We start from the raw sequence: 12,584 nt of genomic DNA, 5'->3' as shown, positions 1-12,584 counted from the left end.
GGCACCGCTTGCATCCCGGGCATAAATATTATATAATAAGTATATCTATGTATATAGACAAAACTTCGGGCTGTCTGCCGCGCGCAGCGGTCCTGAAATCAGGAGAGATCGATTATGTTATCCGATTCTGAACATAAAATGAGTGTGGTCGTCCTGTTCGGCGGAATGTCCAGCGAGCACGAGGTCAGCCGCGTGTCCGCCGGCACCTTCGTGGACCAGCTCGACCGCCAGCGGTACGAGCTGCTGACCATTGGCATCACCAAAGAGGGCCGCTGGCTCTACACCGAGGCCGACTCGGCCCAGATGGCCGACGGCAGCTGGGAAGAGCTGCCGGGCAATATGCCCTGCGTGCTCAGCCCCGACCGTGCCGACCACGGCCTCATCCTCTTCACCCCCGCCGGGCAGGTGGAGAAGGTCCATGTGGACGTGGTCATCCCTGTGCTCCACGGCCTGTGGGGCGAGGACGGCACTGTGCAGGGCCTGCTGGAGCTGGCCGGCATCCCCTACGTAGGCTGCGGCGTTCTGGCCAGCGCGGTCTGCATGGACAAGGCAGTCGCCAACGCCATGTTCGACGCCTCCGGCATCCCTCACACTAAGTGGCTCTCCGCCACCCGCTGGGAGATCGAGTCTGACCCCGACGGCGTCTGCGACGGCGTCATCGCAAAGCTGGGCTGGCCCATCTTCGTCAAGCCCGCCAACGCCGGTTCCAGCGTGGGCATCACCAAGGCCCATGACCGCGATGAGCTGAAGGCCGCCATCCGGCTGGCCCTCGCCAACGACCGCAAGGTGGTGTTCGAGGCCTTCGTGGACGGCCACGAAGTGGAGTGCGCCGTCATCGGCTCCGACCCCGCCGTCTCCACCCGCCCGGGCGAGATCTTGGCCGGTGCCGAGTTCTACACCTACGACGACAAATACAAGAACGGCGTCAGTCAGGTGGTCATTCCGGCCAAACTGCCCGAGGAAAAGCTGGACGAGGTGAAGACCTACGCCGCCATGGCCTATACGGCGCTGGGCTGCGAGGGTCTGGCCCGCTGCGACTTCTTTGTGGAGAAGGACACCGGCCGCGTCCTCATCAACGAGATCAACACCTTCCCCGGTTTCACCCCCATCAGTATGTACCCCAAGCTGATGGAGCATGAGGGCATCCCCGTGCCTGCCCTCATCGACCGCCTCATCGCTCTGGCTCTGGAAAGGACGGAAAAGCAGCATGGATAACCGTCCCATCGGCGTATTCGACAGCGGCCTTGGCGGTCTGACCGGCGTGCGGGAGCTGCGCAAGCGCCTCCCCAACGAGAATATCGTCTACTTCGGCGATACCGGCCGCGTCCCCTACGGCAGCCGCAGCCCTGAGACTATTTTGCAGTATGCACGGCAGGACATCGCATTCCTGCTCTCGAAGGATGTCAAGTGCATCATGGCCGCCTGCGGCACGGTGTCCAGCATCTACCCCGCCGCCGAGGCCGCAAAGCTCCCCGTCCCCTATCTGGGCGTCGTGGACGCTGCGGCGCGGGAGGCCGCTTTCGTCACCCGGAACCGCCGCATCGGCGTCATCGGCACGGCGGCCACCATCCGCTCCCGCAGCTATGAGACCGTCCTGCGCAAGCTCGTTCCCGGCGTGGAGATCACGGCCCGGCCCTGCCCCCTCTTCGTGCCTCTCGTGGAGGCCGGCTATGTGGACCACAGCGCCCTCGACAAGCAGCAGGTAACTCGTCTGGTCATCGCCCAGTATCTGGCCGAGGTGCGGGAGGCCGGGGTGGACACCCTCATCCTCGGCTGCACCCACTACCCCCTCATCAAAGAGATGATAGGCTGGTACATGGGCAGGAACGTCACCCTCGTGGACCCGGCCCAGACCGCCGCCCACCATCTGGAGCGGACGCTCAGCGAGCACGGCCTGAAGGGAAACCACGAAAAGGGCGAGGCCCACTTCTACGTCAGCGACGTGCCGGACAGCTTCGCCCAGACCGCCGACCTCTTCCTCGGGGAGTACAAGGGCGGGCTCATCGACCAGATCGCCATTGACAAATACTGATAAGGACGCAAAACTGTGAGCAAACCACTGGAAAACTACATCATCCGCATCAAGAGCTCCATCGACCAGTTCGACAATGAGGGCGTCATCCGCGAGGAGGACCGCGACCACATCGAGCTGATGACCCGGGGCAGCTTTACCAAAAAGAACGGAAGCTACTACATCTCTTATAAGGAGACGCAGACCATCGGCTTCGAGGGCTGCACCACTACCATCAAGATCGCCGAGGACGGCAGCCGAGTGGCCCTGCTCCGGTTCGGGCGGGCCAACAGCCAGCTCCTCATCGAGCGGGACCGCCGCAATCTCTGCCACTACGAGACGGAGGTGGGCTCCCTCACTCTGGGCGTCACCGGCGACGGCATCGACTGCAAGCTGACCGAGAAGGGCGGCAGCGCGGCGTTCAGCTACCTGCTGGACGCCGACGACGCCCGCATCGTCAGCCGCAACACGCTGGAAATGACGGTACAGCACGTCAACTGACTTCTCATTGTTTTTTGCCTGCGGCTCCTGCGGCAAGCGGGCTTCGCACTCAAACACGAAAGGACACTTGAAATGACCGACTTTGAAAAGACCTACCAGAACTACAACCCCCGGCAGACCGCGCTGGACGAGGCCCGCGCCCTGCTGACCGCCGCCGCCAAGGCTGCGATGGCCGACGGCACCCTGCCCGAGGCCGAGCTGCCCGCCTTCATCGTAGAGATCCCCGCCGACGTCAAGAACGGCGACATCGCCTCCAACATCGCCATGGCCGGCGCGCGCACCTGGCGCAAGGCCCCGAAGATGATCGCCGACGCCCTCATCGCCCACCTGCCCGCACTGGACGGCGGCGTTTTCGCCAAGGTCGAAGTAGCCGGCCCCGGCTTCATCAACCTGTTCCTCGCCCCCTCCTTCTGGGCCGGCGTCGTGCTGGGTGCCTGCTCCAACAAGGAGTATGGCCGCACCGACCACGGCAAGGGTGCCAAGTACAACGTGGAGTTCGTCTCCGCCAACCCCACCGGCCCCATGCACATGGGCAATGCCCGCGGCGGCGCTCTGGGTGACTGCCTGGCCGCTGTCCTCGACTGGTCCGGCTACGACGTGACCCGTGAGTTCTATATCAACGACGCAGGCAACCAGATCCAGAAGTTCGGCAAGAGCCTCGCTGTCCGCTACCTGCAGAAGTACTGCGGCGAGGAGGCTTATCCCCTGCCCGCCGAGTGCTATCAGGGCGGCGACATCAAGGTGCTGGCCGGTGAGTTCGCTGAGCTGAACGGCGACAAATACGTTGCCTCCTGCAAAGGCATGGACGAGGAGACCCTCTTCGAGAGCGAGGCTTTCGCAGCTCTAAAGGACGCCCTCGTTGCCTACGCCCTGCCCAAGAACATCGCCGCCCTCAAGCGCGACCTGGGCAAGTACCGCATCGACTACGATGTCTGGTTCCATGAGAGCACCCTCCACGAGTCCGGTGCTGTGCTGGCCGTGGTGGACAAGCTGCTGGAGCTGGGTGCCTGCTACAAGGCCGAGGACGGTGCAATCATGTACCGCAGCGCACAGTACGCTGCCAAGTACGGCACCGTCAACAAGAAGAAGACCGACGACGGCACCGAGGAGGAAGCCAAGGACGAAGTCCTCGTCCGTGCCAACGGCATCCCCACCTACTTTGCCGCCGACATCGCCTACCACTACAACAAGCTGGCCACCCGCGGCTTCGCCAAGGCCATCGACGTCTGGGGCGCTGACCACCACGGCCACGTCGCCCGCATGAAGGGTGCCATGGACGCCATCGGCCTCCACGGCGAGGATCTGGACGTCGTGCTGATGCAGATGGTCAACCTGATGCGTGACGGTCAGCCCGTCCGGATGTCCAAGCGCACCGGCAACGCCATCACCCTGACCGACCTGCTGGAAGAAGTCCCCATCGATAGCGCACGCTTCCTGTTCAATATGCACGACGCCGGCAGCGGCATCGACTTCGACTTGGACCAGGCCGTCAAGACCGACAACGACAACCCGGTCTACTACGTCCAGTACGCTCACGCCCGCATCTGCTCCATCCTCAAGAAGATGGAGAGCGAGGGCGTGGCCTTCGCAGGCGCTGAGAACATCGACGCCACCCTGCTGACCGAGCCTTCCGAGATGGACCTCATCCGGATGCTGGCCGCCTTCCCGCAGGAGATCGTCATGGCCGCCGAGAAGTACGACCCCAGCCGCATCAACCGCTTCGTCATCGACCTGGCCAGCGCCTTCCACCGCTTCTACGGCAGCTGCCGCATCCAGGGCGCAGACCCCGCCGTCCAGCAGGCCCGTCTGGCCCTCTGCATCGGCGTCAAGAACGTCATCTTCAACGTGCTCACCATGTTCAAGATCAACGTCCCTGAGAAGATGTAAGCCGCTTCTCCGTACCTTATAAAAAGCAAAGCGCCCCCGGAACTCGAATCTGAGTTCCGGGGGCGCTTTTTGTCTTGTGCTTTCGGGAGGCGGAGAATTACTCCTCCGTTACCTCAAAGTCCAGCGGCTTGCCGCAGCTGGGGCAGACAGGGTCGCCGTCCAGCAGGGCCTCTTCGTCCACCACAGAGGTGGCGCCGCAGGCGGGGCAGGTCACTTCGTACTGCACGGGGCCGTCGTTCTCAGCGGCCTCGTCGTCCTCGGGGTCTTCCAGAGCCACCTCAAAAGCCACCTTGCAGCTGGGGCAGATGGCCTCACCGGCGTCCAGGTCGTCCTCGCTCACGTAGACGGTCTTGCCGCAGGCAGGGCATGCCACCTCATAATAAGGCTCACCGGCCACGTCGGCGTTGTCGTCATCGTCGTCTGACTCGGTCTCGTCGTCGGAGTCGTCGGAGTCGTCCTCTTCGTCCTCGGCATCCTCGTCTTCGTACAGGTCTGCTTCAAGGTCTTCCAGCTCTTCGCTCAGGTCGTTGATCTGGTCGTAGGCGTGGGTGACATCCTCGTCGATGCTGTCCACGGTCTCTGCCATCTCACTCAGCAGCTCGCTCATGGCCTTGATGACCTTGCCTTCTTTGGTGTTCTCATCAATGCCGAGGCCGTCGATCAGGCCCTTCAGGTATGCAGCTTTTTCCTTCATAGGGAATACCTCCTATCGCAAAACAGCTCTTCTTTTTAAGAAAAAACCGGGCAAACGGTCACCCGCTGCCCGGTCTTATCGTCGTCAGAAAATTAGACGCGCTCCATATACTCGCCGGTGCGGGTATCGATGCGGATGTGGTCGCCCTCGTTGATGAACAGGGGGACGCGGATCTCAGCACCGGTCTCGACGGTAGCGGGCTTCAGGGTGTTGGTGGCAGTGTTGCCCTTGACACCCGGCTCGGTCTGGGTGACTTCCAGCTCGATGAAGTTGGGGATCTCGACGCTGAAGACCTTGCCCTTGTAGCTCAGCAGCTTGCACAGCTCGTTCTCTTTGCAGAACTTGAAGTTCTCGGGGACGTCGCTTGCGTTGACGGGGATGTCATCGTAAGTCTCGTTGTCCATGAAGTGGTACAGATCGCCATCCTCATAGCTGTAGGTCACGTCCTTGCGCTCGATGAAAGCCTGAGGGAACTTAGCGGTCGGGTTGTAGCTGGTCTCGACCACAGAGCCGGTGATGACGTTCTTGGTCTTGGTGCGGACAAAGGCAGCGCCCTTGCCGGGCTTGACGTGCTGGAACTCAACGACCTGAAGAACCTGGCCGTCCTGCTCAAAGGTCACGCCATTGCGAAACTCGCCTGCAGAAATCATAGGAATTCCTCCATTAGTTTAATGTCTCAGATGCATTACGCATATCTCTATTTATTTTACCCAATCCCGCGCCATTTGGCAAGGGGTTTCGGTAAAAAAGACGATGAAAATGACAAAAAGTGTGGAACACAAGGTAAGTTTTCCTTCGTACAACCTCTCAGTCTGCTCCGCAGACAGCTCCCCTGGTAGGGGAGCCTCTGGCGAAGAGGCGAAGTTTTCCGATATGCCAAAGCCTCCCCTCGGTAGAGCAACGACGACGACCGCCGCCGGTGGCGGAAACAGGGAGGAGTTGTTGGGGCCGCGGTCAGCAATACGCAAGCAAAGCGAAGCGGATGCTGGGTACCGCAACCCGGACAATGGCAGCGCGTCAGCGCTGACGGAGAGGTTGCTCCCCCCTCGCCGCCTCGTACATCCTCTGCATCGCCTGTGCGTCCTCGGCCTGCGTACCGGCGCTCTCGCAGATGACGACCGGCTCGAGGCGGCGCTCTGCCAGCAGCTCCATCAGGGGCTGGGGCTCCGGGCCGAACTGGGTCTCAGCAAAGGTCCAGTGGCGCTTCTCGCCGCCGGCAGAGAACTCGATGCGGGAGAAGTGAACGTGGAACCGCCGGGCGCGCTCGTCGCCCAGCACCTCATCCATCCGGTCGAGGATGGCGGCGTAGTCGGCCCTGGACTGGATGCCGCCCAAGGTCCGGGCGTTCAGGTGGCCGAAGTCGATGCAGGGCGTGATGCGCTTGTCCACCCCGCAGAGGGCCAATACTTCGTCCAGCGTACCCAGCTGGCCGATTTTGCCCATGGTCTCCGGGCAGAGAGTCATATCGCCGTAACCGGCTTCGTCCAGCGCTTCCACGGCACGGCGCATGGTGTCCAGCGCCTTTTCGAGGGCGGCTTCGCGGTTCTGTTTGCCGCAGCTGCCCGAGTGGAAGATGATGCGTTTTCCGCCAAGCGCGCGGCAGACCTCGGCACTCTGGAGCAGATAGCGGACGCTGCCCAGCCGCTTTTCTTCCTCGAGGCTGGACATACTGATATAATAAGGTGCGTGGACGCTGAACAGGATGCCCCGCTCTGCGGCGTCTGCGGCCATCTTCCCGGCCTTGTCCACCCCGAGGCGGACGCCGTGGCCGCACTGGTACTCGAAAGCGTCCAGTCCCATCTCTGCCGTGTAGGCGGGGATGTCGAGGCTGGACTTGTAGCCCTTCGCCTCGAAGCTGTCGCTGGTGCCGGCAGTGCCGAACCGGATATGCCACTCGCTCACAGCGTCTTCCCTCCCCGGTCATAATACTCCTGCCAGTGGCGCTTTTCCCACTTGCGCTTGAGCACCACCTGCGCGCCGAGGTCGGGGCCGCGGGGAATGACCATCAGGCCCGGGATGCCGTAGAGGGCCGCCGCCATCCGGTCGGCGTAGAGCTGGTCGCCCACCATGGCCATCTGCTTCCGCTTCACGCCCATCCGGCGGCGGGCTACCATCAGCGCGAAGGGCAGAGGCTTGGCGGAACGGTAGAGGTACGCGAGGCCCAGTTTCTCGGCGAAGGGCCGGACGCGCTTCTCCGCACCGTTGGAGACGATGGTGAGGCCGATGCCGGCTTCCTTTATCTGAGCCAGCCACCCGGCCACTTCGTCCGGCAGCTCCTGGCTGCGGTCAGCTGTCAGGGTGTTGTCGATGTCCAGCACGAGGGCGCGGATGCCCTTGCCCGCCAGAAACTCCGGGGTGATGTGGGTAACATCCTTGAACACATATTCGGGGGTGATGAGCATAGTATTTCTCCCTGCAATGAAAATAGGGGAGCCTGCAATACAGGCTCCCCTACATCGGCGTTAGCAACGCGTTTGAAATCTAAAGCAACAATGCGATTCCAAGCAGTTAATTACTTGAACTTACGCTTGCGGGCTGCTTCGGACTTCTTCTTGCGCTTAACAGACGGCTTCTCGTAAGCCTCGCGCTTACGGACCTCTGCGAGCACACCGCTGCGGGCAGTGCTACGCTTGAAGCGACGCAGTGCGCTCTCCAGCGACTCGCCCTCTTTAACACGAATTTCCGACATCTTATTCCCTCCCTTGGACCGTGAGGCAGGAATTTCGTTGTTACATGGTAACTAACAGTAGACAGTATAGCGCATTTTCATGCGTTCGTCAACCTTTTTCAGAAAGTTTTTTTGAAAAAACTTTAGCCCTTGACGGCCAGATTGACCAGACGGCCCTTGACGTAGATCTCCTTGACCACGGTCTTGCCGGACAGAGCCTCGGCGACAGCCGGGTCAGCCTTTGCGGCGGCGATGGCGTCCTCAGAGGTGATGTCTGCGGCCACCTTCAGACGGGCCTTGACCTTGCCGTTGACCTGTACTGCGATCTCAACCGTGCTCTCAACGCACTTGGCCTCCTCGTACTTGGGCCAGGGGTAGTAGGCCAGCTGCTCGTCGTGGCTGTGGCCCAGCTTCTCCCACAGCTCCTCGGTCATGTGGGGAGCGAACGGGTTCAGCAGCTGGACGACGGTCTCGAACTCGGCCCTGGTAGCGCCGCCGTTGTCGTACAGGGCGTTGACCAGAGTCATAAGCTGTGCAATGGCGGTGTTCATCTTCAGGCCCTCGATGTCAGCGCCCACCTTCTTGATGGTCTGGTGCAGCAGAGTCTCCAGCTGGGGACGATAGCCCTCGCCCTCCACCAGCTTGTCGGACAGAGCCCACACGCGGTCGAGGAAGCGGTTGCAGCCGGCGATGGCAGAGGTCTGCCAGGGTGCGGCCTGCTCGAAGTCACCCATGAACATCTCGTACAGACGCATGGTGTCAGCACCGTACTGGTCCACGACCTCGTCGGGATTGATGACATTGCCCAGAGACTTGGACATCTTGACGATGGGGTGGCGGGCCATCTCACCGTACTTCTCTTCCAGAGCCTTCTCGGCGGCCTTCTGGCTGCCGTACTCCTTCAGCAGCTTCTCCTGCTCCTCAGCGGGCAGGTTGACGAAGCTGTGGGGGTTCAGGCCCAGGATCATGCCGTGAGCGGTGCGCTTCTGGTAGGGTTCCGGAGAAGGCACGACGCCGATGTCGTACAGGAACTTATGCCAGAAACGGCTGTAGAGCAGATGCAGGGTGGTATGCTCCATGCCGCCGTTGTACCAGTCCACCGGAGACCAGTATTCCAGCGCCTCTTTGGAAGCGAGGGCGTCCTTGCAGTGGGGGTCCATATAGCGCAGGAAGTACCAGGAAGAACCGGCCCACTGAGGCATGGTGTCGGTCTCGCGGGTCGCAGGGCCGCCGCAGCAGGGGCAGGTGGTCTTGACCCAGTCGGTGTGGCGGGCCAGCGGAGACTCACCGTCGGGACCCGGCTCAAAGTCGGTAATGTCGGGCAGGGTCAGAGGCAGGCTGCTCTCGGGCAGAGGCTGCCAGCCGCACTTCTCGCACTTGACCATGGGGATAGGCTCGCCCCAGTAGCGCTGACGGCTGAACACCCAGTCGCGGAGCTTGTAGTTGACCTTATCCCGGCCCTTGCCGTTGGCTTCCAGCCACTCGATCATCTTTTTCTTAGCGTCGGTGACAGACAGGCCGTCGAGGAAGCCGGAGTTGACCAGCGTACCGGTGGCCACGTCGGTGAAGGCAGCCTCGTCGAGGTTGGAGGGGATGTTGCCCTTGACGACCTCGATGATGGGCAGGCCAAACTTCTTGGCAAACTCCCAGTCGCGGGTATCGTGGGCAGGCACGGCCATGATGGCACCGGTGCCGTAGGTAGCCAGAACGTAGTCGGAGATGAAGATGGGGATCTCCTTGTCGTTGACGGGGTTGATGCCCATGACGCCTTCCAGCTGAACGCCGGTCTTTTCCTTGTTCAGCTCACTGCGCTCGAAGTCGCTCTTGCGGGCAGCCTCGGCCTGATAAGCCTTGACGGCGTCGGCATTCTTGATGATGCCCTTTTCCAGCCACTCCTTGAGCATGGCGTGCTCGGGAGAGACGACCATGTAGGTAGCGCCGAACAGGGTGTCGCAGCGGGTGGTGTAGACGGTCAGGGTGTCGCCGGCGGTGGTGCCGAAGTTGACCTCTGCGCCGTGGCTGCGGCCGATCCAGTTCTTCTGCTGGGTGGCAACGCGCTCGATGTAATCCAGACCGTCCAGACCGTCGATGAGCTTGTCCGCGTAGGCGGTGATCTTCAGCATCCACTGGCTCTTGACGCGGTGGACGACCTCGCTGCCGCAGCGCTCGCAGACGCCGTTGACGACTTCCTCGTTTGCCAGCACGCACTTGCAGCCGGTACACCAGTTGACGTTCATTTCCTTCTTGTAGGCGAGGCCCTTCTTGTACAGCTGCAGGAAGATCCACTGGGTCCACTTATAATACTCGGGGTCGGTGGTGTTGATCTCACGGTCCCAGTCGAAGGAAAAGCCCAGTGCCTTGAGCTGCTCCCGGAAGTGGTCAACATTCTTCTTGGTGACGATGGCCGGATGGATGTGGTTCTTCATGGCGAAGTTCTCGGTGGGCAGGCCGAAAGCGTCCCAGCCCATCGGGTAGAGCACGTTATAACCGTTCTGGCGGCGCTTGCGGCTCACGACATCCAGCGCAGTGTAGCTGCGGGGATGGCCGACGTGCAGGCCCGCGCCTGAGGGATACGGGAACTCCACCAGTGCATAGAACTTGGGCTTCTTGTGGTCGATCTCAACGTGGAAGGTCTTTTCGTCCTCCCACACCTTCTGCCACTTGGCCTCCACGGCCTTGTAATCATACTTCATTTTTGTAATCAGCTCCAGACTTTTTCTAAAACAATACCAATGATATATGACAAACTCAGCAATGCGGTGGATAACCTCTCAGTCTCGCTTCGCTCGACAGCTCCCCTATCGAGGGGAGCCTCTGGCGAAGAGATTAAGTTTACCGAAATGCCAAAGCCTCCCCTCGTTAGGGGAGGTGGCACGGCGTCAGCCGTGACGGAGAGGTTATCTCCACATCCGAGCTGTTTTCTTACAGACTGTTATCCGGGGTCAGGTACTCCGAGATGTCGATGGGCTCACCGTCGGCCCACAGGTGCTCCAAATCGTAGTAGGTGCGGGTGTTGGGGACGAAGACGTGGACGATGACGCTGGAATAGTCCAGCAGCACCCAGTTCTTGGAGTCAAAACCCTCCGTGGTGTGGGGCTCGATGCCGCTCTGGGAAAGCTCATACTCCACCTCGTCGGCCAGAGAGCCCACCTGGGTGGTGGAGGTACCGGAGGCGATGACGAAGTAGTCAGTGAGGACGGTCAGGCTGTCCACCTTGAGCACCCGCACGTCCTGAGCCTTCTTCTTGTCGAGGATCTTTGCGATCTCAATGGCAAGGGTCTTGCTGTCGATGTTCTTATCCATAGATTTTTCTCCTTATCATTGTCCGGCCGGCTGACCGTCGGTGGTGGTAGCGCCCGCCACGTCGGTGTCGCCGCTGAGGATGGCGTCGTCCGACTCCTTATCCAGCTGGCCCACGAACTGGACGTTGGCGCTGGTGGAGGCGGTGCCATGGGGCCAGTCGTTGGTCACGAGGTTCAGCTCGCTGGCGCTCACCGGGCCGGTATAGTTGCGGAAATAGGTGTTGAGCAGCTCTGCGATGGAGCCGGCGTCCGGCACCACGCAGGAGTAGCCGTCAAAGGTATCGGTCACGCCCACGTTCGGCACACCCATGAAAACGGGGGTCTGTGCCAGCATGATGTTGGCGCTGTCGATGCGGGTGAAGGACACCAGCATCTTTGCGATGGTGGTCAGGTCCATATCCGTGTGGATATAGTTGTTGAAGACGAGGGGCAGCTGGTTGAGCACATCGGTGATGCCCATGCTGCGCACCCGCTTGAACAGGCCGGCGTAGAAGTAGCGCTGCATGTTCAGGCGGTCGATGTCGGAGTTGGAGTAGCCCTGACCGTGGCGGCAGCGGACAAAGAACTCCGCCGATGCGCCGTTCAGATTGCGGTAGCCCTGCTTGAGGGCGCTGCCCGCAAAGGACATATCGTGGGGGATATAGACCTCGATGCCGCCGAAGTTGTCCACCATCTCCACCAGAGCCTGCATATCCACCGTCACGTAGTAATCGACGGGCAGCTTGTACTGGTCGTAGATGACCTCCGCCAGAGCGGCAACGCTGCCGCCGTTGGAGAGGGCCACGGAGTTGATCTGGTAGTTGGTGGCGGCGTAGGTCTTGCCGTTGGAGAGGGTGACTTTGCGGCTCTTGGTACACACGAGGCTGTTGCGGGGGATCTGCAGCATCCGCAGCGCGCCGCCCTTGATGTCGAACTGGCAGTAGAGGATCATGTCCGTCATGCCGTCGTTGGAGGTGGGGTCGTTGGAGTAGTTGCGGCCTTCTTCATAGTCGATGCCACAGACGAGGATGTTGACCACATCGCCCTTGTACTCCTCGAGGGTCTGTATCTCCTCGGTGATGGAGGGGGCGTCCTCCTCCGGACGGAGATTCTCTTCCACCCTGCCCACCATGCCGACGGCATACACCACCACGCCCGAGATGACGGCCAGCACCGCCAGCGTCACAGCCAGCGGGAGCCAGAGCGGGGTCTTTTTCTTCTTTTTGCGGCGGCGGGGAGGCTCATTGCCGCCCGCAGGGGTCGAACGGCGGGGCGGCTTTGCGCCGCCGCTGCCGCCCGCGCGGCGGGGAGGCTCTGCGGGGGCGGGCTTTTCCTCTGCAAAGAAGTCCGGCTGGGCAGGCTGCACGGGCCGGGATGCAGGAGCCTTTTCGGCCCGCCGCTCCGTCGGGCGGTTGAGTGAACGGTCTGTCTTGATATGACGCGGAGTCTGACTCATTCCATCTTATTCCTTCCAAGCGTTTTGGGGAGTCGGCTGTTGGCCGAAAAACTCCTGTTCAGGGTTTTGTACTCTTTAGTATACCA

Annotated in this window: 12 protein-coding genes; 4 read left to right on the top strand and 8 right to left on the bottom strand. The window is 61.3% G+C overall.

Annotation, left to right across the window (positions count from 1 at the left end; all coding sequences use genetic code 11):
- Positions 1 to 114 precede the first annotated feature (114 nt).
- The 4 genes from J3349_RS04055 to argS all read left to right on the top strand — a co-directional run bounded on the left by J3349_RS04055 (position 115) and on the right by argS (position 4,399).
- Positions 115 to 1,215 (top strand): D-alanine--D-alanine ligase family protein, encoded by a 1,101-nt coding sequence (locus tag J3349_RS04055; RefSeq protein WP_207676510.1) that lies wholly within the window; start codon positions 115 to 117, stop codon positions 1,213 to 1,215.
- Entirely contained in the window at positions 1,208 to 2,032 is an 825-nt protein-coding gene (gene murI / locus J3349_RS04050; RefSeq protein ID WP_149793845.1) for a glutamate racemase, read from the top strand. The genes J3349_RS04055 and murI overlap by 8 nt, the downstream gene beginning before the upstream one ends.
- Before the next feature lie 15 nt (positions 2,033 to 2,047).
- Complete coding sequence (locus J3349_RS04045; protein ID WP_158389536.1) at positions 2,048 to 2,512, top strand: DUF1934 domain-containing protein; 465 nt, start codon at positions 2,048 to 2,050, stop codon at positions 2,510 to 2,512.
- 72 nt (positions 2,513 to 2,584) lie between these two features.
- Positions 2,585 to 4,399, top strand: a complete 1,815-nt coding sequence (gene argS, locus J3349_RS04040) for an arginine--tRNA ligase (RefSeq protein WP_149793847.1) — start codon at positions 2,585 to 2,587, stop codon at positions 4,397 to 4,399.
- A gap of 97 nt (positions 4,400 to 4,496) precedes the next feature.
- Here argS and J3349_RS04035 read toward each other — a convergent pair whose 3' ends face one another.
- From J3349_RS04035 to J3349_RS04000, 8 genes are all read right to left on the bottom strand, one after another.
- Complete coding sequence (locus tag J3349_RS04035) at positions 4,497 to 5,093, bottom strand: CD1247 N-terminal domain-containing protein (RefSeq protein ID WP_207676509.1); 597 nt, start codon at positions 5,091 to 5,093, stop codon at positions 4,497 to 4,499.
- A 92-nt stretch (positions 5,094 to 5,185) separates the two neighbouring features.
- Positions 5,186 to 5,743, bottom strand: a complete 558-nt coding sequence (efp, locus tag J3349_RS04030) for an elongation factor P (protein WP_022257704.1) — start codon at positions 5,741 to 5,743, stop codon at positions 5,186 to 5,188.
- A gap of 367 nt (positions 5,744 to 6,110) precedes the next feature.
- Positions 6,111 to 6,995 carry a TIM barrel protein gene (locus tag J3349_RS04025; protein ID WP_207676508.1) on the bottom strand — a complete coding sequence of 295 codons (885 nt, stop codon included), beginning with the start codon at positions 6,993 to 6,995 and terminating at the stop codon, positions 6,111 to 6,113.
- Positions 6,992 to 7,495 (bottom strand): YqeG family HAD IIIA-type phosphatase, encoded by a 504-nt coding sequence (locus tag J3349_RS04020; RefSeq protein ID WP_207676507.1) that lies wholly within the window; start codon positions 7,493 to 7,495, stop codon positions 6,992 to 6,994. The genes J3349_RS04025 and J3349_RS04020 overlap by 4 nt, the downstream gene beginning before the upstream one ends.
- A 110-nt stretch (positions 7,496 to 7,605) precedes the next feature.
- Positions 7,606 to 7,782: a 30S ribosomal protein S21 gene (gene rpsU / locus J3349_RS04015; RefSeq protein ID WP_005928271.1), complete on the bottom strand. Its 177-nt coding sequence runs from the start codon at positions 7,780 to 7,782 to the stop codon at positions 7,606 to 7,608.
- 122 nt (positions 7,783 to 7,904) lie between these two features.
- The gene (gene leuS, locus J3349_RS04010; RefSeq protein ID WP_207676506.1) at positions 7,905 to 10,454 is read right to left on the bottom strand and encodes a leucine--tRNA ligase; all 2,550 of its coding nucleotides are present in this window, start codon (positions 10,452 to 10,454) and stop codon (positions 7,905 to 7,907) included.
- A 229-nt stretch (positions 10,455 to 10,683) separates the two neighbouring features.
- Positions 10,684 to 11,064: a ribosome silencing factor gene (gene rsfS / locus J3349_RS04005; RefSeq protein ID WP_149793852.1), complete on the bottom strand. Its 381-nt coding sequence runs from the start codon at positions 11,062 to 11,064 to the stop codon at positions 10,684 to 10,686.
- A 15-nt stretch (positions 11,065 to 11,079) separates the two neighbouring features.
- On the bottom strand, positions 11,080 to 12,498 hold the full coding sequence (locus J3349_RS04000) for an LCP family protein (RefSeq protein ID WP_207676505.1): 1,419 nt from the start codon (positions 12,496 to 12,498) through the stop codon (positions 11,080 to 11,082).
- Between the last annotated feature and the right edge of the window lie 86 nt (positions 12,499 to 12,584).

Origin of the sequence: Faecalibacterium sp. Marseille-P9590, assembly GCF_017377665.1 — a bacterium.
GTDB lineage: Bacteria > Bacillota > Clostridia > Oscillospirales > Ruminococcaceae > Faecalibacterium.
Note: the sequence above shows the minus strand (reverse complement) of the source record. Positions and strands in the feature narration are given on the sequence as shown.

What these genes read in the sequence shown, in the direction of transcription:
- J3349_RS04055 (WP_207676510.1), top strand. Translation starts at nt 115, where the DNA reads ATGTTATCCGATTCTGAACATAAAATGAGTGTGGTCGTCCTGTTCGGC.
- J3349_RS04035 (WP_207676509.1), bottom strand. Translation starts at nt 5,093, where the DNA reads ATGAAGGAAAAAGCTGCATACCTGAAGGGCCTGATCGACGGCCTCGGC.
- leuS (WP_207676506.1), bottom strand. Translation starts at nt 10,454, where the DNA reads ATGAAGTATGATTACAAGGCCGTGGAGGCCAAGTGGCAGAAGGTGTGG.
- J3349_RS04020 (WP_207676507.1), bottom strand. Translation starts at nt 7,495, where the DNA reads ATGCTCATCACCCCCGAATATGTGTTCAAGGATGTTACCCACATCACC.
- murI (WP_149793845.1), top strand. Translation starts at nt 1,208, where the DNA reads ATGGATAACCGTCCCATCGGCGTATTCGACAGCGGCCTTGGCGGTCTG.
- efp (WP_022257704.1), bottom strand. Translation starts at nt 5,743, where the DNA reads ATGATTTCTGCAGGCGAGTTTCGCAATGGCGTGACCTTTGAGCAGGAC.
- rpsU (WP_005928271.1), bottom strand. Translation starts at nt 7,782, where the DNA reads ATGTCGGAAATTCGTGTTAAAGAGGGCGAGTCGCTGGAGAGCGCACTG.
- argS (WP_149793847.1), top strand. Translation starts at nt 2,585, where the DNA reads ATGACCGACTTTGAAAAGACCTACCAGAACTACAACCCCCGGCAGACC.
- J3349_RS04000 (WP_207676505.1), bottom strand. Translation starts at nt 12,498, where the DNA reads ATGAGTCAGACTCCGCGTCATATCAAGACAGACCGTTCACTCAACCGC.
- rsfS (WP_149793852.1), bottom strand. Translation starts at nt 11,064, where the DNA reads ATGGATAAGAACATCGACAGCAAGACCCTTGCCATTGAGATCGCAAAG.